The sequence below is a fragment of the Labilibaculum filiforme genome, assembly GCF_002843315.1.
Classification (GTDB): Bacteria; Bacteroidota; Bacteroidia; order Bacteroidales; family Marinifilaceae; genus Labilibaculum; species Labilibaculum filiforme.
Genome location: NZ_MVDD01000004.1, coordinates 125,386 through 147,007, shown reverse-complemented (window position 1 = coordinate 147,007; position 21,622 = coordinate 125,386). Strand labels below are relative to the sequence as shown.

General features: G+C 36.4%; 17 protein-coding genes. 14 read left to right on the top strand and 3 right to left on the bottom strand.

All coding sequences use genetic code 11. The features are described from left to right. The first annotated feature begins 119 nt into the window (after positions 1-119). Genes BZG02_RS07415 through BZG02_RS07395 form a run of 5 tightly spaced genes read left to right on the top strand, consistent with a single transcriptional unit; the run spans position 120 to position 3,483 of the window. Positions 120-458, top strand: coding sequence for a NifB/NifX family molybdenum-iron cluster-binding protein (locus BZG02_RS07415; protein WP_101260786.1), 339 nt, complete (start codon positions 120-122; stop codon positions 456-458). Positions 459-460: 2 nt separating this feature from the next. Next, entirely contained in the window at positions 461-1,327 is an 867-nt protein-coding gene (locus BZG02_RS07410; RefSeq protein ID WP_101260785.1) for a damage-control phosphatase ARMT1 family protein, read from the top strand. Further along, positions 1,312-2,181 carry a nucleotide-binding protein gene (locus BZG02_RS07405; RefSeq protein WP_101260784.1) on the top strand — a complete coding sequence of 290 codons (870 nt, stop codon included), beginning with the start codon at positions 1,312-1,314 and terminating at the stop codon, positions 2,179-2,181. Before BZG02_RS07410 ends, BZG02_RS07405 begins: the two co-directional genes overlap by 16 nt. Before the next feature lies 1 nt (position 2,182). After that, the gene (locus BZG02_RS07400; RefSeq protein ID WP_101260941.1) at positions 2,183-3,070 is read left to right on the top strand and encodes an ATP-binding protein; all 888 of its coding nucleotides are present in this window, start codon (positions 2,183-2,185) and stop codon (positions 3,068-3,070) included. Further along, positions 3,067-3,483: an acyl-CoA thioesterase gene (locus BZG02_RS07395; protein WP_101260783.1), complete on the top strand. Its 417-nt coding sequence runs from the start codon at positions 3,067-3,069 to the stop codon at positions 3,481-3,483. Before BZG02_RS07400 ends, BZG02_RS07395 begins: the two co-directional genes overlap by 4 nt. A gap of 198 nt (positions 3,484-3,681) precedes the next feature. Here BZG02_RS07395 and BZG02_RS07390 read toward each other — a convergent pair whose 3' ends face one another. Next, a complete protein-coding gene (locus BZG02_RS07390; RefSeq protein ID WP_101260782.1) occupies positions 3,682-5,310 on the bottom strand; it encodes a SulP family inorganic anion transporter in 1,629 nt (542 codons plus the stop codon). A gap of 325 nt (positions 5,311-5,635) precedes the next feature. Here BZG02_RS07390 and BZG02_RS07385 point away from each other — a divergent pair, with 325 nt between their 5' ends. After that, positions 5,636-6,907 (top strand): threonine/serine exporter family protein, encoded by a 1,272-nt coding sequence (locus BZG02_RS07385; RefSeq protein ID WP_180335660.1) that lies wholly within the window; start codon positions 5,636-5,638, stop codon positions 6,905-6,907. Here the strand turns inward: BZG02_RS07385 and BZG02_RS07380 are convergent. Both BZG02_RS07380 and BZG02_RS07375 read right to left on the bottom strand, forming a co-directional pair. Continuing rightward, the gene (locus BZG02_RS07380; protein ID WP_101260780.1) at positions 6,904-7,149 is read right to left on the bottom strand and encodes a hypothetical protein; all 246 of its coding nucleotides are present in this window, start codon (positions 7,147-7,149) and stop codon (positions 6,904-6,906) included. The genes BZG02_RS07385 and BZG02_RS07380 overlap by 4 nt on opposite strands. A 177-nt stretch (positions 7,150-7,326) precedes the next feature. Continuing rightward, positions 7,327-8,958: a helix-turn-helix transcriptional regulator gene (locus tag BZG02_RS07375; RefSeq protein WP_101260779.1), complete on the bottom strand. Its 1,632-nt coding sequence runs from the start codon at positions 8,956-8,958 to the stop codon at positions 7,327-7,329. Between the two features lie 204 nt (positions 8,959-9,162). Here BZG02_RS07375 and BZG02_RS07370 point away from each other — a divergent pair, with 204 nt between their 5' ends. From BZG02_RS07370 to alr, 8 genes are all read left to right on the top strand, one after another. Then, the gene (locus tag BZG02_RS07370) at positions 9,163-11,688 is read left to right on the top strand and encodes a glycoside hydrolase family 2 TIM barrel-domain containing protein (protein WP_218972178.1); all 2,526 of its coding nucleotides are present in this window, start codon (positions 9,163-9,165) and stop codon (positions 11,686-11,688) included. Between the two features lie 134 nt (positions 11,689-11,822). Further along, positions 11,823-13,061, top strand: a complete 1,239-nt coding sequence (locus BZG02_RS07365) for a glycoside hydrolase family 117 protein (RefSeq protein WP_101260778.1) — start codon at positions 11,823-11,825, stop codon at positions 13,059-13,061. Positions 13,062-13,329: 268 nt separating this feature from the next. Further along, positions 13,330-13,749 carry a Fur family transcriptional regulator gene (locus BZG02_RS07360; protein WP_101260777.1) on the top strand — a complete coding sequence of 140 codons (420 nt, stop codon included), beginning with the start codon at positions 13,330-13,332 and terminating at the stop codon, positions 13,747-13,749. A 22-nt stretch (positions 13,750-13,771) separates the two neighbouring features. Next, positions 13,772-15,979 (top strand): catalase/peroxidase HPI, encoded by a 2,208-nt coding sequence (gene katG, locus BZG02_RS07355; RefSeq protein WP_101260776.1) that lies wholly within the window; start codon positions 13,772-13,774, stop codon positions 15,977-15,979. Positions 15,980-16,179: 200 nt separating this feature from the next. Further along, positions 16,180-17,412, top strand: coding sequence for a cation:proton antiporter (locus BZG02_RS07350; protein WP_101260775.1), 1,233 nt, complete (start codon positions 16,180-16,182; stop codon positions 17,410-17,412). A 356-nt stretch (positions 17,413-17,768) separates the two neighbouring features. Continuing rightward, positions 17,769-19,205, top strand: a complete 1,437-nt coding sequence (locus BZG02_RS07345; protein ID WP_101260774.1) for a sodium:solute symporter family protein — start codon at positions 17,769-17,771, stop codon at positions 19,203-19,205. Then, complete coding sequence (locus BZG02_RS07340; protein ID WP_101260773.1) at positions 19,202-20,329, top strand: amidohydrolase; 1,128 nt, start codon at positions 19,202-19,204, stop codon at positions 20,327-20,329. Before BZG02_RS07345 ends, BZG02_RS07340 begins: the two co-directional genes overlap by 4 nt. Further along, positions 20,329-21,486, top strand: coding sequence for an alanine racemase (gene alr / locus BZG02_RS07335; protein ID WP_101260772.1), 1,158 nt, complete (start codon positions 20,329-20,331; stop codon positions 21,484-21,486). Before BZG02_RS07340 ends, alr begins: the two co-directional genes overlap by 1 nt. Positions 21,487-21,622 lie beyond the last annotated feature (136 nt).

Below are 21,622 nucleotides of genomic sequence, written 5' to 3'. Positions count from 1 at the left end.
GGGTGAAGTAAACTTTTTGAAACACTAGGAACCGTCCCTGCTAAAATTATTTTGACATAGCGGAGGAGGATATCAGTATGGTAAGTTTCACATATAACTTAAAAACAAATCATTAACATATGAAAAAGAAAATTGCAGTTCCTGTTAAAGATGGAATTTTGGATGGACATTTTGGACATTGCTCTCATTTTGCGCTACTTGATATTGCTGATAACAGTATTGTTGCTGAAGAGCTAGTTGCCGCACCACCACACGAGCCAGGTTTGTTGCCTCCATTTTTAGCCGATTTAGGAGTTACCGACGTTATTGCTGGTGGAATGGGAAATAGAGCCATTCAGATTTTTAATCAGCACAATGTAAATGTATTTGTCGGAGCTCCACAAATAAGTGCTGTTGAGCTGGTAAATGGCTTTTTGAATAAAAGCTTAAGTTTTACTGCTAATTATTGCGATCACTAAATATGGATAGTAGGTGTTTGGCTTGCCATTCTAAAACGGTAGATTTATTAATTAAAAAATTTAAACTTCAGGGGGAAGTTGCAAGTAATTTCTCCTCTGAAGTAGATCATTTATTGACAAATTGTAGTCATCTCTCTAATCCTTATTTGGCATTATTAATTCATCGCTTGGCGAAAAAAAGGATCCAAAGTGATGATCTGTATCGCGAAGAGAAACAATATGCCAATTCAGTTTTGTATTCGCAATATGAAAATTGGAATGCATTTGTAGAAACGCATAAGGAACCTTTTCATATAGCAGCAAAATTAGCAGTTGTTGGAAATATTATTGATTATGGAGCTCATAGTGTTCCCACAGATATTCCAGCTAAAATTCAAGAATTACTTTCCCTTGATTTCATATTAGACGATAGAAACGAGATGTTTGCTGAAATCAAGCAAGCGCAATCTGTCTTGTATTTAGGTGATAATGCGGGCGAAATAGTTTTCGATAAGCTTTTTATTCAGCATTTAAATCATCCTAACTTATGCTATGTAGTTCGGGGAGCACCTATAATTAATGATGTTACCCTTGAGGATGCTAGTCAAGTTGGTATGCAGGATGTTTGCAGGGTGATATCGAATGGACATGATGCACCTTCCACCTTAGTAGACAATTGTTCTGAGGAGTTTCAGGAGCTGTTTAAAAAGGCCGATGTGGTTATTTCTAAAGGACAAGGGAATTTTGAAGGCTTGCTAAATGAAAAAAGAAAATCACTTTATTTTATGCTGATGGCTAAATGCGATATAATAGCTGAATTGTTGGGTGTGAGTAAGGGAGATTTAGTAATTACAAAAAAACAGGAGGGGAGTTTATGGCATTTAAAATAGCCATTGCAAGTGGCAAAGGAGGAACTGGAAAAACAACATTTGCAGTGAATTTGTTTTCTTCGATCAATGAAAATTGGACAAGAAAAGTACAATTGGTCGATTGCGATGTAGAGGAACCAAATGATCTTTTGTTCTTTCGGAACGTTTCGGTTACCAGTGAGAAGGCATCGGTTCAAGTGATTCCTGAAATTGATACTTCGAAGTGTACGTTTTGTAAAAAATGCGAAGAGTATTGTGAATTTAATGCAATTGTAATGATGCCTACTATGCAGTATGCTACTGTGAATAAGGATTTGTGTCATTCTTGTGGAGCTTGTTTTGTGGCTTGTCAGTTTGATGCAATTCATGAAACTACAAATGCTATTGGAACCATTACCGATTACAATATAGGGAATGATAGAAGTTTGATGGAGGGCAATTTGAGAGTTGGTTCTCCCTTACAGACAATGTTAATTAAGGATGTAAAGAGGAATTTAGTTGTTGAAAATGATGTTCTGATTTATGATGCACCTCCAGGTACTAGCTGTCCGGTTGTTGAAACCATCTCGGATGCCGATTTTGTGATTTTGGTTACAGAACCGACTCCATTTGGAGTATATGACTTAAAACTTACCGTTGATTTATTGCGCGAGGTGGATAAACCTTTTGGTGTTTTTGTAAATAAAGCCGGATTAGGAGATTCTGAAGTATATGAATATTTGAAAGCGGAAGGTATCCAATTGTTGGGCGAAATTCCTTTTAGTAAGGAGTATGCAAGTTTGTATGCAAAAGGAAAAATTGTGAGCTGTGTGCCTCTTCAGTTTGCGAAAGAATATCGTAAAGTGGTGGCATATTTGCAAAAATTGAATGAATAATATGAAGGACATAACAATATTAAGTGGAAAAGGCGGTACCGGGAAAACAAGTATAACGGCAGCCTTAGCTTCTGTGATTGAAAATACTGTTTTTGTAGATGCTGATGTTGACGCAGCGGATCTTCACATTATTTTTCAACCAGAAAATAAAGAAACTCATGTGTTTGATGGGGCTTGGGTTGCTTCTATTGATACTGATTTATGTACCAATTGTGGACTTTGCAGAGAGCATTGTAAATTTGATGCTATTAATTTTAAAACGGGTGGTGGATTGGAAATCGATTCGTTTGCTTGCGAAGGCTGTCGTCTTTGCGAACGTGTATGTCCTGTAGGAGCAATTAGTTCGGAGCGAAGTACGAATAATTTTTGGTACGTGTCCGATACGCGTTTTGGACCATTGGTTCATGCTAAAATGGGACCAGGGGAAGAGAATTCGGGTAAATTGGTAACTCAAATCCGAAAAAGCGCAAAAGAAATAGCCAAAGCAAAGAATGCAGACTATATTTTAAACGATGGACCTCCAGGAATTGGTTGTGCAGCAATTGCTTCAATCACTGGAGCCGATGCTGTAATTCTGATTACAGAGCCAAGTAAATCTGGATTTCATGATGTAGTACGTCTGGTTGAATTGGTACAGTCGTTTAAAATTCCAATGTATGCATTAATCAATAAATTTGATATTAATTTGGATATATGCAATCAAATGGAAAGTTTTTTTGCATCACAAGACATTAAGCTAATGGGAAAACTTCCTTTTTCCGAAGATGTAGTTCATTCGATGGTAGCAAAAAAGACAATTTTGGAGTATAATAAAGAATCTGAAATTGGAATTATTCTATCGGAACTTTGGAAGGAAGTTGCCAGTTCGGAACAAAAAATAGAACAATGATTATTGGCGAATGTAAAATAAGGCCTAGATATGATGAGGTAGACCAAATGGGCTATGTATATCATGCCAACTACGTTAATTATTGTCATCTGGCACGAACTGAATTGTTACGGCAATTTGGTATAAATGATAAAGTGTTGGAGGAGAATAATATAATGCTTCCGGTTATCGAAATGAATCTAAAGTATTTGAAACCAACAGGTTATGATGAAGAGTTGACGGTTCGAACTAGAATAAAAGAATTGCCAAAGGCTCGCTTTAAATTTGAATTCGAATTCGAAAATGGGAACTATGAAAAAACCTGCACAGCAACATCTACGCTTGTATTTGTAAATGGTAAAACACGAAAACCACATGTAGTGCCCGATATAATTGTGAATGCGCTTAAAGAAGCATTTGAGTTGGCACAATAAAAAGATTCTTCATGTTCTTATAATTAGGGTTTGCACATGAAAAAAACCGGACTTTAGGATAACTACCTAATAGTCCGGTTTAATTTTTCTCCTTAATTATAGTGGTTTTGGTTGCATCGTGTTTGCTAAAGGAAATTTATACGTCTTATTTTATGCTTATAATAAGACGTATAGTTTTAATTGAACACTTGTAATTGTTTATAAGGATTTTTTAGCAACTTCAAGTGCTTCATCGAAATTGTTGAAGATGAATTCTTCACTTATTAAATTGTGAATCTCACTATTCTGAAGTTCTTTCAATACTTCGGAATTTACTCCGGATAAAATCACTTTTGTTTTTCTAATTTTCAGATCCTTAATTATTTCGATAAAATTTCGAACTCCGGTTGTATCCATAAAAGGAACGTGACGCATTCGAATAATTAGTATCGACGTAGAACTTTTTAGATCGCGAAGGGTTTCCTGATATCTTTTAGCAGCAGCAAAAAAGAACGGACCGCTAATTTCGTAGATCTCTATTTGTTTAGGGATTTGATTGTAATTCTGAATTTCATCCGATTCTGATTCTAGTGGTATTATGCCATTGATTTTTGACATACGATACATGAAAATTAGAGATGATAATACAATTCCCATTTCAATAGCGATGGTTAAATCTACCAGTACGGTTAAAAAGAAGGTAGTAAGCAAAACAATAGTATCGAATCGGGTTCCTTTTAAAATAGATCGAAAGGATCTCCATTCACTCATATTATAGGAAACAACAATTAGAATACCTGCTAAACACGACATTGGAATTAATTTTGCCCATTGTCCAAACACTAACATTATAAGTAGTAGCGTGAATGCATGAATTATACCAGCAACTGGCGTGCGTCCACCATTTTTAACGTTGGTTGCAGTTCTGGCAATTGCCCCCGTAGCAGGAATTCCACCAAAAATAGGAGAGAATATATTTGCAATTCCCTGTGCTATCAATTCTGTGTTGGATCGGTGATTACCACCAATCATACCGTCGGCAACTACTGCGGATAAAAGAGATTCTATAGCTCCTAAAATAGCGATGGTAATGGCTGGTTGAAAATAGTTGGGTAGATTGGTCCAATCCACTGTAGGCATATCAAAGCTAAATGTATTAGGAATGCTTCCATATACCGATTCAATGGTATCAACCTGCAAACCGAAGATTTGTACCAAGGCTGTCATTGCAATAATTGCGATAAAAGAACCAGGTATTTTTGGAATTAATTTGCCAGAGAATAATGTTAATAAGATTGTACCTCCACTAATGATTACGGCAGAAATATTTAAACTTGAAATATTTGCGAAGTAGCAAGCCCATTTAGCGAGAAATTCTGAAGGAACTTCCGCAAGATCTAAACCAAAAGCAGCTTTGATTTGCGTAGAAAAAATGACTAAGGCAATACCCGACGTAAACCCTACAATTAGAGGATGCGGAATAAATTTTAAAACTGCACCCATACGCAATACGCCAAACAGAATAAGGATAACTCCTGCTAAAAAGGTCGAAATCATTAAACCATCAATTCCGTATTGATTAACGATACCGTAAACAATTACGATAAAAGCTCCCGTAGGTCCACCAATTTGAACACGACTACCACCCAAAAGTGATATTAAAAAACCGGCAATAATTGCTGTAATTAAACCTTTTTCTGGTGAAACACCTGAAGCAACCGCAAAAGCAATGGCTAAAGGAAGCGCAACGATACCTACAATAATTCCTGCAAACAAATCCTTTTGAAAGGCTTGAAAATTGTAATCTTTTAGTACAGTGAATAATTTAGGCTTAAAAATAGAGTTCATTTGTTAATAGTTTAAAGGGTAGTAATTCTCCCAATTAAGTTCAGGAGAAAACCGTCATGAATAAGAGTCCCAAAAGGGAGTATCTGTTTTTATGACTAATTTATTTTTTCGTTTTTGGTTATTATGAGATGCAAAAGTAATGCATAAAGCCTCTCGTTATCCTCCAAAAGAGGAATATTTTACTAAAAATAAAATAAAACGACTTGTAATCTTTCTACAACTACTATAAATACAAAGAATACCAAGTTCATGCGATGGCTTAGTGCATAAATAAATTGTATTTTTGTGAAAATTTAAGCTAGTTGAGGGCATTCGTAAATACATCTTGCTTATTAATAATTATTTAGAACAGAAAGATAAAGGCATGCAGGTTCCCGGAAAATACAAATTCATAGTGCAGTTAGGAAAGGCTTTACATACTTATGGAGTGCCTTCCTACAAATCACAGTTATACCTAACCGATATTGCTGAAAAAAAGGGGATTAAGGGAAGTTTTATGGATACTCCTACCTGGATTAACTATGTGTTTTATGAAGAGGAGGAGCAAACATACAACTATGTAGAGTGCGTACCTCCTGGCGAACTGAATTTGGGTGCCTTGTCGCGAATTGTTGAAATCACAAATGATGTGCTTTCTAATAAAATTAGTTTCGAAGAAGCGAAAACAGCTATGGAGCGGTTAAAAACGGCACCTTTTGCTTATGGAAAATTGACTGAGTTAGCTGCTTTTATTCTATCCGCGGGAGCATTTAGTATGATATTGGATACCAGTTGGGCTTCTGCGATTACTGCTTCTGTTATTGGAGCTGTAATTTATGGAATTACCCTTTTAGCACAAAAATCGGGATACATCCGTAGTGCTTTGGAGTCGTTAATTGCCTTTGTGGCAACGATTATAACAGGGATGCTGTCTTTGCGATTTGAACAAATTAATATTTCAATGACTATTTTGGCTGCCATTATTGTTTTTATTCCAGGCTTATCGATCACCACTGCATTAGAGGAGATTACTTCGAGAAGTCTAGTATCTGGCACAGCCAAGCTTTTTGATGCCTTAGTTTCCCTTTTCAAACAATTTTTTGGTGTTGTTTTAGGCTTAGCAATACTTCCTTTGTTTATTGATTTGCAACCTAATAATGTTGTAAACGATGTGCCCGAGTGGCTTGATTATATAGCTATTATTGTTTTGGCACTTAGTTTGGCGGTTGTGTTTAAAGTAAGAACACGTGATGTTTTATATTGTGTGATTGCAGGGTTTATTAGTTTTTACACCACTACACTTTTCGATTTTGCAGGAATTTTAGTCAGTATATTTATAGGAACCATTGTTGCGGTGAGTGTTAGTAAGCTTTTTAGTAAAATTACAAGATCGCCACAGTTGGTATTTTTGGTTCCTGGTATTATTATGCTGGTTCCAGGAAGTAAGGCATTTATTGGTTTAAGCAGTGTTTTTTTAGATGCTGGCGGTGCTCACAGTAATATGGGGTCGCAAGTACTTTACATTTTTATGGGCATTATTGGAGGCTTAATATTCTCGGGTAGTTTTATGGATCGGAACATTAAAAAAGTATCCTCGAAAAGCATGCTGCCTGCTTAATTGTTCACCTGATTTCTCCAGCTAATATCACAGGCCTCATTTAGAATAGTATAAATATCATATTCCGAAAAATTGGTTTGATTGAGTAATTGATCGCGGAAATTATCGGCATACATATTCATATAACTAAAATCGCCACCCGATTTAAGTAGGTTTAGTGCATAAGGCGAAAATACTTTCACAAGCTCTTCCAAAACTTCTTGTCGGTTTAATTGCTTATTTATAGTGCTTAAAATATTCATTATATAGTAATTTTGTTTGGGTAAATAGCAGTGTTCGAATTTAAGGAAATTGAAAGCAAATTACAATGAGAGATTAAAGATATAGCAAAACTACAAGTTGTCAAGACAAGTTCAAATAGGTATTTCTTTATTGTTAACTTGCAGGTAATTAAGGTGATATATATATGGTAAGCTTATTTAACCCAAAAGTTCCAGATGTTTAAATAGATTATCCGAACGATCAAGTCCCATTTTTTTTCGTAGCCGATACCGTAAAGTATGTACACTATCCGTCGAAATTCCAAGAAGCTTTGCGATATCTTTACTAGAGAAATTTAATTTTACTAAGGCGCATAGTTTTCTTTCTCCTGCAGTTATGTTTGGATATTTTGCGTTTAAATTTTTAAAAAAAGATTGATTTACAGCTACAAAACGAGCTTCGAATTGTTTCCAATTCTGCGCATTGCTATTGGAAATAGATTTGAATATTTTTCTAACTTCCACTTCATTTGGAGGAGTAGGGGCATTGGTTAAACTATTTTTTAATTGATTTAATAGTTCATCTTTTTCGATTAATTGCAATGCCGAGATGGCTAATTCCTTATTCTTAAGTTCGAAGAGTTCTTTATTCTTGTTTTTTTCAAGTTCTTGATTGCTTTGGGCTAAATTTCTTTCGGTTTGATGTTTCGTGTTTAAGTGTCGAACATAGAAGCTTACTAATATAGATAGAAATACAATAGCTGCTATAAATAGTATTTTTTCAAGGAACCAAATTTTATCTTCTTGTTCCAGTTGTGCCAGTCGTTGTTGTTGAATTAATTTTTGATGAGCTTCTTTTTCTTTTCTAAATTCGTCGTTAATCTCAAATAATGGTCTGTTTTTTTCACTACGACTATCAAACAATTGCTCATTTAAAAGTTTGGCTTCGCATAATTGATGGTGAGCTTTTTTGAAATCTCCCATATTAAAATAAAGCTCCGATAATTTCTGATGAACTCTTGGAATGTAATTCATATGTCCTTTAGAGCTTTCGCTGATTTTAATAGACAATTTATAGTAATATTCACTTTTTTTATGCGCTTTTAATTTTTGATATGCATCACCTATAAACGAGTAAAGAATCACTAAATAATCGGGTTGATAGGTTTGAAACCAAGCTTCAATAGAATGCATTTTTTGAAGAGCTTGGGTGGTGCGGTTCTGATTTAGCAGATAGTAGCCTTCTTCTGCGAGGAGAAACTCACTTGGCGCTACATTCTCTCCACCCGAATAATGAATCATAAAACAACTATCGAGATATGCTTTTGATAGTGTTGGTTTGTTTCGTTCACGAAATAAGGTAGTTAGGCCATAATAATTGGCACGAAGACTTTGTTTAGAAATTTTAGCCTGTTGCAAAAGTCGCTTTTTTATTTCTAAAGAGGATTGAAAATAACTGATAGCTTCCTCTTCTCTTTCGAAAATAGAATAGAGCCAAGCAATTTGTTCATGTGCTTGAGCAATAGTAACTTCATCTTTAATTTTATCGGCCAAGAGCAACACATTCCAAAATTGCTGATAAGCTTGTGAGTAGGAGGCATGATTGGAATAGATTGTACCCAGTTTTGAAAGGGTTTGAATTGCCATCAAGGTATCACCTTTTTCAATTTGGTTCGAATATCGATTCTGAAGCTTGAAAATCATTCCTTCGGAATATTGTGTGCTAAATCGATTGTTTGAATCGAGATTATAAAAGTTAGAAACGATACTATCGTTTGCCTGAGACGAATTTTGAGAGAAAAGTAATCCCGCACGAAATAAAAACAGTAGAATGAAAAGTCTATATGCCATTGGAAAGCTTTGTAAGGTTGTGTAATTGTTAATTACTTGTTTTGTAGGAGTAAAGGTATTTGCTTTAACTTATTTGTTCAGAATAAAAGTGCTCAAAAAACGGGGGTGTTTAGTTTTTGTTCAGGCAAACTGTACTAAAATATTCATTTTTCGATGCATTTTTGATTGAAAATATAAAAACATCACTAAATGTATTTTACTGGTATGATAAATAAATTAACTATTGGTTTGTTGTTCTTTTTAATGATAGGATGTCAATCCGCTCAGGAGCCACAACGGGAATTAGATTTTAATTTTGGATGGAAATTTTCCTTAGAGTATGCAAACGATGCTTATGCGGTAAATTTAGATGATGCCTCGTGGCGGGAAGTGAATCTTCCGCACGATTGGAGCGTTGAGTTTCCTTTTGACTCTATTAAAGGAGAAGGATGTACTGGATATCTGCCTGGTGGTTTAGGATGGTATCGTAAACATTTCACGGTAAACGTTGCTGCGGATGAGTTAACCTATGTCCTTTTTGATGGAGTATATAATAATTCAGAAGTGTGGTTGAATGGCAAAAGACTTGGTGAGCATCCTTATGGATATTCTCCATTTTATTTCGATCTAACACCTTATTTAAATCCAGCAGGAAAAGATAACGTTTTGGCTGTAAAGGTCGATCATACAAGATATGCCGACAGTAGATGGTATACAGGTTCGGGTATTTATAGAAACGTAAAGTTGATAAGCGTTAATAAATTACACATCCCAATTTGGGGAAGTTTTATTACTACACCTCAGGTTTCTTCTAAAGAGGCAACTGTTTCTGTTGATATTACTGTGGCGAATGATTTTGAAACAAAGAAAATGTTTCACATTATCACCGAATTTTTTGCTCCTAATGGCAGTAAGGTGAAAGAAATAATTTCTGAAACTATGGAGCTAGAACCGGGTGAAAATACAATGAATCAGACTGTAGTTATCGCTAATCCTGACTTGTGGAGTGTTGATACTCCTAATTTATATAAGGCTGTTTCGAAACTTATGATCGAAAAAAATAGTGTTGATGTGTATGAAACTACATTTGGAATTCGTTCTATTCGTTTCGATAAGGAACAGGGATTTTTTCTGAATGATGTAAATATGAAGATCAAAGGCGTTTGCCAACACCACGATGGAGGATTGGTTGGAGCTGCTGTACCAAAAGGAGTGTGGAAACGACGTTTGCAAATATTAAAGGATGGAGGATGTAACGCCTTGCGGATTGCACACAATCCTGCTTCGGAAGAATTGCTTGAATTATGCGATGAAATGGGTTTTTTGGTGCAGGATGAGTTCTTCGATGAATGGGATTATGCAAAAGATAAGCGTTTAAATATGAACGAACGTCATGACGATTATATAACTCGTGGATATGGAGAGCATTTTCAAGAATGGGCCGAATTTGACTTAAAGAATACCATGTTAGCGCATCGAAATCATCCTTCTGTTTTCCAGTGGAGCATTGGAAATGAAATAGAGTGGACTTATCCTCGAAATAAAAAAGCGACAGGTTTCTTTGATAATATGAATTGGCAAGGAGGATATTTTTGGTCACAACCTCCATTTTCTCCAGAAAAAATTCGTTCAGAATACAATAAAATGCCAGCATTGGAGCACACAATTGGCGAAACTGCAAAAAAATTGGCAGGCTGGACCAAAGATTTAGATACTAGTCGTCCGGTGATTGCCAACTGCATTTTACCATCGGCAAGTTTTGAAACTGGTTATACCGATGCATTGGACATTGTTGGGTTTAGCTACCGTCGTGTAATGTATGATTACGCGAAAAAGTATTATCCAAATAAAATTGTAATGGGAACAGAAAATTTGGGGCAATGGCATGAGTGGAAGGCTATTGAGGAGAGGGATTTTGTATCTGGAACATTTCTGTGGACAGGAACAGATTACCTTGGAGAATCTAACGGACATTGGCCAAAGAAAGCGACCTCAAGTGGTTTGGTCGATTTGGCTGCATTTCCAAAACCATCTTACCATATGTATAAAACCTTATGGTCGAATGAACCACATATTTATATTTGCTCAAATTCTATTGAAGATTCACAATATAAAATAGATGCAACAGGAAATATTATCGAGAAAAAACCTGATGCATGGCAAAAAGCCTTGTGGGAATGGTATCCGGTAGTAGAACACTGGAATTACTCGAATGAAGGCGACGTAATTGTTGAGGTAATTTCGAATTGTCCTGAAGTAGAGCTCTTTTTAAATGGAGTATCTTTAGGAATTAAAAGTCTGAAAAATTTCGAAGATCGTATCTATAAATGGGCAGTTCCATTCCAAAAAGGAAAATTGGAAGCAAAAGGGGTGAAAGATGGTAAAGAAATTAATTCTACCATTACAACATCATCGGAACCAGTAAGAATTCAACTAAGTGTTGATAATTCAAGCTTAAATGCCGATGGATACGAGGTTGCACATGTTATTGCTCAGCTTTATGATAAGGATAATAACCCAGTGATTGTAACGGATGCAAACATTAGTTTTGAGTTGGAAGGAGCAATTAAATTATTAGGTGTAGATAATGGATCGGCTGCAAGTACCCAAACCTATCAATCGAATACTGTTCGCACCAATAAGGGGCGTTGCTTATTAATTCTACAATCCACAACAAAAGTTGGAACAGCTAAAATAGTTGCTTTGTCCGATGCCATTAAAAGCAACACTATTCAACTAAGTATTCAATAAGTTCGTAATTCTTAGATAATAAATACTATTGGTGAACAAAGAACCAATTGGTATCAGTTTTAAAATGGAGTGAATTGAGCAACAACCTAATCGTTGTTAGCAAAAACAAATCACATCACAAATATTAATTTGGTATGAGAAACAGTATCCTACTATTATTTATTTTGGTTGTCTGTTGTGTTTTTAATCAGGATGTGAAAGCACAACAGAAAGGATTTCCTTATAAACTACCTGCAGAGAAACCCAAGCGTGAATTAAGTGCAGCTATGGAGCGAAATTACGATGCGTATTTTGCGCCTACTCCTCAGGAGAACGAGTTGTATTCTCAATTTAAATATACAAAGTTAAAAGGCTTTGATTACAATAACGACGATGGTACTATATCTAGAAGAGATCCATCGAAGGTGATTTTTGCTAATGGGAAATATTACGTTTGGTATACGCATAGACAAACACCTACGCCACCTCAGGGAGCGTCGAAATGTAACGATACAATTCCATCGAGCGATTGGGATTTATGCGATATTTGGTATGCTACCAGTACCGACGGATTTACCTGGGAGGAGCAGGGAGTTGCTGTTCCCCGACCACCGAAACCAAATGTTGGATGGCGTTCGGTTGCTACCACAGATATTTTAGAATGGAAAGGGAAATACTATTTGTACTATCAAGGATTTATGGAAGCAAGTGGAAAACGAGGAGATGATTGTCCGGTTGCTGTTTCTTATGCCGATTCGCCCGACGGTCCGTGGACTGCATACAATAAAATTGTAATACCTAACGGTGCCGAAGGGGAGTGGGATCAGTATTCAATTCATGATCCTTACCCGCTGGTGTATAAGGGAAAAATTTATTTATATTATAAATCCGATGCCAACGGACAACCAAATTTAGTGCGTATGCAAGGTTTGGCTGTGGCCGATAATCCTTTAGGTCCATTCGAAAAGCACCCTCTGAATCCAATCATTAATTCAGGACACGAAACAACTCTTTTCCCTTTTAAAGGAGGAATAGCCGCTTTGGTTATTCGGGATGGTAATGAACATTTTACGGTGCAATATGCCGAAGATGGCGTGAATTTTGAAATTGCAGCCATTACCTCATTAATGCCAAGTGCAGGTGGTCCGTATATTCCTGATGCGTTTACAGATACTAAAGATGGACGTGGAATTACATGGGGAATATCTCATTTCACTACGGTTACAACATGGGAAACCAATCACGCAATTTTAACACGTTTTGATTGTGATTTAAGTCAAGATCTCGATGATCCTGATATGAAACGAACAAATACTTACTATAAACCGGAGTTTTATTATACACATGGTTTAAATGGAAAGCAACGTAAACGAATCGAAGAAGCGCAAAAGTGAAGGATTGATTATTAATAGTAAGTGGGATAAAGATTGAAATTGGTTCGTAAACCAGTATCAATCGATGTTAGTTAGGCCATTGCAATATAGTTGCAGTGGCCTATTTTATTTTTACTATAAATTCCACTTACATTATATTTATTTGGTGTTTTTTTAAGAAATCAATAAAGGCAACTATCAGAAAATAAAATTCGTGGAAACGAAAAAAAATTGTAAATTTAATTATTCCTAAAAGAGAATGATTCTCAATTACTGATAAAATGTAAAGATGACAACAGACGATATTAAAAGTAAATTGATAGAAAGAGGCTTGAAAGTTACTCCTCAAAGAATGGCTATTTTGGAAGCGATATATAGTCTAAAAAATCATCCAACAGCTGAAAATATAATCGATTATATCTTAAAAAAACACCCAAATATAGCAACAGGCACTGTATATAAAGTTTTAGGTGTCTTGGTTGAGAATCAATTAATAAAGAAAGTTACAACAGAAAAAGACATCATGCGGTACGATGGAATTATGGAGAGTCATCACCATTTATACTGTATGGAATCGGATGTGATAAAGGACTATGTTGATGTGGAACTGGATGAGTTGCTTCAGAAGTACTTTGAAAAAAAGAATCTTCCTGGTTTTAAAATTGAAGACATAGTACTCCAATTAAAAGGAACATTTGATAATCGTTGAAATTCACTTAAAAAAAAGTATTATGGAACATGATTCAGGCAGTAGTGGCAAATGTCCGGTTACCGGAGCAACAGGGAAACACAGTATTGGTGGTAGCGGTACAAAAAATCGAGATTGGTGGCCAAATCAATTAAAGTTAAACATTCTTCGTCAGCATTCTTCAAAATCGAACCCAATGGGCGAAGGGTTTAATTACGCAAAAGAATTTAAGAGTCTCGATTTAAAGGCAATTAAAAAAGACCTTCATGCGTTGATGACTGATTCTCAGGATTGGTGGCCGGCAGATTTCGGACATTATGGACCTTTTTTTGTACGTATGGCATGGCACAGCGCTGGTACCTACCGCACAGGGGATGGACGAGGTGGTGCTGGAGGAGGACAGCAACGTTTCGCACCGCTAAATAGTTGGCCCGATAATGTAAATCTTGATAAAGCACGCCGTTTATTATGGCCAATCAAACAAAAATATGGCAAAAAAATATCTTGGGCCGACCTAATGATACTTGCTGGAAATGTAGCTTTGGAATCGATGGGTTTTAAGACGTTTGGATTTGCTGGAGGACGAGCAGATGTTTGGGAGCCTGAAGAGGATGTATATTGGGGTTCGGAAACTGAATGGTTGGATAACGATGAGCGTAAATTGGACACAAAAGAAGTGGATAATCCACTTGCGGCCATTCAAATGGGTTTGATCTATGTAAATCCGGAAGGACCTGATGGAAACCCAGATCCGCTTGCTGCAGCAAAAGATATACGCGATACATTTGCTCGTATGGCTATGAATGATGAAGAAACGGTTGCACTTATTGCTGGGGGACATACATTTGGTAAAGCACATGGAGCTGGAGATGCTGCTCATGTGGGAGCTGAACCTGAGGCGGCACCTATAGAAGAGCAGGGTTTGGGTTGGAAAAGTACCTATGGTAAAGGAAATTCGGGAGATACAATTTCTAGTGGTTTGGAAGTTACATGGACTCAAACACCGGTGAAGTGGAGTTACTACTTTTTCGAAAATTTATTTCAATTCGAGTGGGAACTAACTACAAGTCCGGCAGGAGCAAAGCAGTGGGTTGCTAAAAATGCAGGTAATTTAATGCCTGATGCCCATGATGCTTCTAAAAAACATGCGCCAACGATGTTTACAACAGACCTTTCCTTACGTTTCGATCCAGCTTATGAGAAGATTTCAAGGCGTTTCTACGAACATCCTTTAGAGTTTGCTGATGCATTTGCACGGGCATGGTTTAAGCTTACTCATCGGGATATGGGACCACGCTTGCGCTATTTAGGAAACGAAGTTCCAAAAGAGGAAATAATTTGGCAGGATCCAATTCCAACAGTTAATCATCCTTTAATTAGCGAGAAAGATGTTGCCGGATTAAAAGAGAAAGTGTTACAATCAGGACTTTCGGTTTCGCAATTGGTAAGCACGGCTTGGGCTTCGGCTTCTACATTTCGTGGTTCCGATAAGCGTGGAGGTGCTAACGGCGCTCGAATTCGTTTGACTCCTCAAAAAGATTGGAAGGTTAATAATCCGACCCAATTGGCTAAAGTTCTTGGTAAATTAGAAACAATTCAAAAGGAATTTAATAAGGCTCAAACAGGCGATAAAAAAGTTTCTCTTGCCGATTTAATTGTTTTGGCAGGATGTGCTGGTGTTGAGAAAGCGGCAACAAACGCAGGCAGTAAAATAAAAGTTCCGTTTACACCAGGTCGAATGGATGCTTCCATAGAACAAACCGATATAGAATCTTTCAAAGTATTAGAGCCTTTAGCAGATGGTTTCCGTAATTATTTAAAAACAAAATTTAAGGTTTCTACCGAGGAATTGTTAATTGATAAAGCACAGTTATTAAGCTTAACAGCTCCTGAGATGACTGTTCTTCTTGGTGGGATGCGGGTGTTGAACATTAATTTTGATCTTTCAAAACAGGGTGTTTTTACAAAACGGACAGAAGTGCTTACCAATGATTTTTTTGTTAACCTTTTGGATATGAGTACGGCATGGATGCCAGCATCGGAGGATAAAGAAAAATTTGATGGTCGCGACCGAAAAACTGGTAAAGTAAAATGGACTGCAAGTCGCGCAGATCTTGTATTTGGTTCCAATTCAGAACTTAGAGCTCTTGCCGAAGTATATGCTAGTGCTGATGCTCAGGATAAATTTGTTGCTGATTTCGTAGCAACCTGGAACAAAGTAATGAATCTAGATCGTTTCGATTTGGCTTAATATTTTTGTTTCTGTATCAGAAACTAATTCTTGCAAAACCTTCGTCCAAATTGACGGAGGTTTTGTTTTTTGGCGAAAAGGGAAGACGAATTTATTACTTATTAATTTATAGTTTACCAGTATCTGTGTAAACTGAAAACAGTTATATTTAGAAGATAAATTGATTCTCGTCCAACAAAAATTTATACAGCATATAAAATATGAATATAGAACTTCCATTTTTTACAAACATGCTTATTTTGTTGGTAGCCGCCAAGTTCTTTGGAGAAATATTTGAGCGGTTGAAACAACCTGCAATGATTGGTGAAATTATAGCAGGAGTAATTGTTGGACCAAGTTTATTGAATTGTGTTCATCATACCGAGGCTATCAAGGTTATTTCGGAATTAGGTATTTTCCTTTTGGTGATTCTTGCCGGACTGGAAATTAATGTGGAAGACATTCTTAAATCATCAAAAGGAAAGAGTTTGATTATATCTATTCTAGCTTTTTTTGTGCCCTTGTTTAGTGGTTTTTTAGTGGGTTATTTATTTGGCTTAAAAGCTATGACTACCATGTTTGTAGGGCTTTGTATAGCCATTACTGCCTTGCCAGTTAGTATTCGCATATTAATGGATTTAGGGAAGTTAAACTCGGAAGTTGGGCAAAAGATTATTTCGGTGGCTATTTTCGATGATGTGGTGGCCTTGTCGATCTTAGGGGTATTACTAAATTTAGAAAAAACCGATATGTCGATTAAGTCGGTAATGGTAGTGGCGGCCATTTCACTACTGAAACTATTTGTTTTTATTGCAATTTTAGCCTTTAGTTACTATACGATTAAGCGAATTTCCAAAAAAGAGAATTATATTGAGGAAAGGCTGAAAAAAATGCTTTCACTAATAAAAGGAAAAGAATCCCTTTTTGCACTCTTTTTTGTTTTTGTTCTTTTGTTTGCATCGGTAACCGAAGCTTTGGGCTTTCATTTTATTATTGGAGCCTTTTTTGCTTCTATGCTACTTAGTGAATCATTTCTCGGAAAGGAAAATTTACAAACTATTGAGAAGGCTACGGGTAGTTTGGCAATGGGCTTTTTAGCTCCCATATTTTTTGCTAGTATCGGACTGGAATTTACTTTTGCATCCATACATAACATCGGATTATTGATTACGGTGGTTTTGGTTTCCTATTTTTCAAAAATAGTTGGTGGTTATTTAGGAAGTAGAATTGCCGGATTAAATAGTAAAGTAGCGATAGTAATGGGTTTTGGTTTAAATGCCAGAGGAATTATGGAATTAGTGATTGCGAATATAGCTTACAAAGCCGGACTCATCACAAATGAGATATTTTCAATCTTAATTATTATGGGAGTTCTCACTACCATTACTACGCCGCTAATGTTAAAATGGGGTTTTAAAAAAACAGAAAAAAAGGCGTCTCTAACTACGGTTTAAAACCGGCTTGTTTTTGTAATTATTTTACGATTATTTCCCTCATATCCTTAATTACGAAGAGGATATAAATGGAACTGTTTGCCCCATATTATTGGCAAAAAAGCGATTCTCCTTTATCGAAATATTGCATTTCTCCCCAAAAATGTTATAATGGGGGTGTTTCGTATTGGTTAAATAAGAACAGGCTAATTTCTCTAGTAAACGAGAGTGTTTTTTAACGAGAAGGATGTAAATTCTTAATAGTCTTCTGAAAATACGTGCCACAAAGGCTTAAGACAATTATTTTTTTGATTTAATAAATGAAATAACATAGATTCTCGTTTTTGGATCTATGCTATTTTTTTAAACCTATTTGTATGCATATTATCGACATTTTTATTTTTATCATCTATTTCGCACTAATGCTGGGAGTCGGCATTTACTTCTTTAAAAAGAATGAAAATATTGAAGATTACTACATAGGGGGAAGAGCTTTAGGAAGTTGGCATATTGGTTTGTCAGTAGTTGCAACAGATGTAGGAGGAGGTTTTTCTATCGGATTAGGAGGTTTAGGTTTTGCCCTTGGACTTTCTGGATCGTGGATGCTGTTTACTGGTTTAATAGGTGCATGGTTAAGTGCTGTAGTATTAATTCCAATTGTTAGTAAGCTTTCGGTAAAACATCAGTTTTTCACGTTTCCACAGTTGTTCGAACACTTTTACAATGGAAAAGTCGCTTTAATAGCCGGAATAATTTCGGCCATTGGATACATCGGATTTACCAGTTCGCAATTATTAGCAGGAGCGAAATTGGCCTCTGCAACATTTGTTGAAATTGATTTTACTTGGGCGCTCATAATTATGGGCGTTATTGCTGTTGTATATACCGGAATTGGTGGTATGAAAGCGGTTATTTATACCGACACTATTCAATGGATTATTTTGATGTCGGGACTCGTGTTTGTAGGAATTCCAATTTCGTATTATGCCATTGGTGGCATCGAAACAATAAAAGCAACTCTAGGTCCCGAATTTCTTTCTTTAGGGAATATACGCTGGCAGCAAATCGTAAATTGGGGAGTTACTATAATTCCCATTTGGTTTGTAGGAATGACTCTTTACCAACGTATTTATGCATCGAAAAGCGAAAAGCAAGCACGAAAAGCGTGGTTTATTGCAGGTTTGTTCGAATGGCCTTTAATGGCGTTTATGGGAGTTACCCTTGGTATGTTTTCGAGGGTTGCCTTCGAAACGGGAATGTTTAATGAAATTGGTTACAACCTAAGTACAGGAATCGATCCGGAAATGGGATTGCCGGTTTTATTAAATACAGTATTGCCTGTTGGATTAATGGGACTTATGCTTTCTGCATATTTTTCGGCAGTTCTTTCCACTGCCGATTCCTGCTTGATGGCAGCTTCGGGAAATGTACAAACCGATATTTTAAGCAAAATCTTCAAATTTAAACAGGATCGTAAGTCACAACTGCTGGCATCTCAAATTGTTACACTAAGTATTGGGGCTTTGGCTTTATTGCTCGCGTCCTTTATGACGAATGTATTAGAGTTAATGCTCTACTCGTATGCCTTTATGGTTTCTGGTTTATTCATACCTATATTGGTTGCTTTATACGGGAAAAAGCCCAATTCTTTGGCGGCTATTTTATCGATGATTATTGGAGGAACTACCACGGTTGTGTTAATTGTTTTAAAGCTTGATTTACCTTTTGGTCTTGATGCGAATATCTTTGGGATATCTGCTTCGGCATTCGTATATTTTTCGGTAACTTATATGCTTTTTAAAACGAAACCATGATAACAAAAATTATAAAGCTTCGGCACGCGCTTCATCAAAACCCTGAAGTATCTAATAATGAATATAAAACGGCAGAACGGATAGAGAAATTCATGAAACCTTTTTTACCCGATGAAACTATTAATTTGAGTAAAACCGGGAAAGCCTTTGTTTTTAACGGTAAGGAGGCTGGAGAAACGTTGATGTTTAGATCGGAATTGGATGCGTTGCCAATTACCGAAACTTCGAATCTGGAATACGCCTCGGTAAATCGAAATGTAGCACATGCATGCGGACACGATGGACACATGGCTATTTTAGCCAGTTTGGCACAGAAGATTGCTTCGGATCGGCCTCGGAAAGGAAGAGTTGTTTTGCTTTTTCAGCCAGCCGAGGAAGTGGAGCAGGGTGCTGTAGATGTAATGGAATCTCCTCGATTTAAGGAGATTGAACCAGATTACCTATTTGCTCTTCATAATATTCCTGGCAGTAAAGAACACAATGTTCTAGTAAAAAGCGGAAGTTTTTCCGCCGCTTCTAAAGGAATGACCATTCAGCTTTTTGGTAGAACATCTCATGCTGCCGAACCCGAAAATGGTGTTAGTCCGGCAAATGCCATTTCTTTAATTATTCAGGATTTAAATCAACTGGCAAAAAATAAAGCATTCTTTAAGGATTTAAGTTTGCTTACCATTATTCATATTCAATTGGGCGAAATTTCGTTTGGAACATCGCCGGGATATGCAGAAATAAGAGTCACGCTTCGATCTTTCGAAAATGCCGATATGGAAATATTAACCGCCAATGCGGAAAAAATAGTTCGAGAAGTGTCGAAGGCCGAGGGGCTCAGAGCAGAAATTTCCTATTCCGAAGTGTTTCCGGCAAGCGATAATACTAAGCAGTGTGTAAGTTTCGTAGAGCAAGCGGCAAAAGAAAATAAGCTCGAAGTTGAACGCCTTGAAAAACCATTTAAGTGGTCGGAAGATTTTGCATACTTCGCACAGAAATACAATACTTGTTTGTTTGGTTTAGGAGCTGGAGCAACTCATGTTCCCTTGCACAATCCAACATTCAATTTTCCCGATGAAATAATTGAAACAGGCAGTAAGCTGTTTTTTAGTATTTACAAAAAAATTAATTTTTAATGACTGAAGGTTCCGTAATAAGTATTGATGAAAAATCGTTGCAGAAGAATGTAACGTTTTTAAAAAAGAAAATGGGAAAGAATGTATGCATTTCGGCAGTAGTAAAAGCCAATGCCTATGGTCACGGTATCGAACAGATTGTTCCTCTTTTCGAGAAACATGGAATAAATCATTATTCTGTTTTTAGCTACGAGGAAGCAATACGAGTGTATGTTAGTCTTTCTGGAGCAAATACAATTATGATTATGGGTTGGATTGCTGATGAAGATATGCCTGATGTTATTGAAAAAGGAATTGAATTTTTTATTTTTAATATTGAACGTTTACAAGTTGCGATAGCATACGCCAAAGAGCTAAATATTAAGGCAAATATCCATCTCGAAGCCGAAACAGGAATGAATCGTTCGGGATTAAATGCCGAGGAGTTGGCAATTGCTATTTCTATCATTAAAGAGAACGATGCATTTATAAATGTGGTAGGTTTTTGTACCCATCTAGCTGGGGCCGAAAGTATCTCCAATCATCCGAGAATACAAAAGCAATTAAAGAATTATAACAAGATGCTTAGTATTCTGGAAGCAAGTAATATTCATCCCAAATGCAAACATGTTGCAAATTCTGCCGCTTCCTTTATTTATCCGAAAGCAAGAATGGATATGGTAAGAATTGGGATTATGCTTTACGGATTTTGGTCGAGCACCGAGGTATTTATTCAGTATTTTAATAACAAAGCCAATAAGCAGGATCCATTGGAGCGCATTCTTAGCTGGAAAAGTCAAATCATGTCTATTAAAGAGGTGAAGTGTGGCGAATTTGTAAGCTATGGAATCTCGTACCTGGCACAAAGTAATATTAAAACCGCGCTTATTCCTATTGGTTACGCTTCTGGATATAGTCGTTCCTTAAGTAATAAAGGCATTGTGCTTATTCATGGACATCGGTGTGGTGTAATTGGTGTAGTAAATATGAATATGATTATTGCAGATATCTCTAATGTGCCAAGTACTGAAGTTGGCGATGAGGTAGTAATTATTGGGAAACAAGACGATTTAGAAATTAAAGTAAGTGCTTTTAGCGATATCAGTGATCAGTTAAATTACGAAGTGTTGGCTCATTTATCGGAACTAATAGAACGTAAAGTGATTGTAAAAGAATAGTTTGTGCAGACAGTTTTTATAATTTGAAAAGTAGGTTCGTTTGCTTCAAAGTTGTTTTCTAAAAGTGCATTAGATTGTCAAAAGTACCTCCTTAATTCGATCAGTAGCTTAGGCCTTTGGCAAATCATTTAGATTT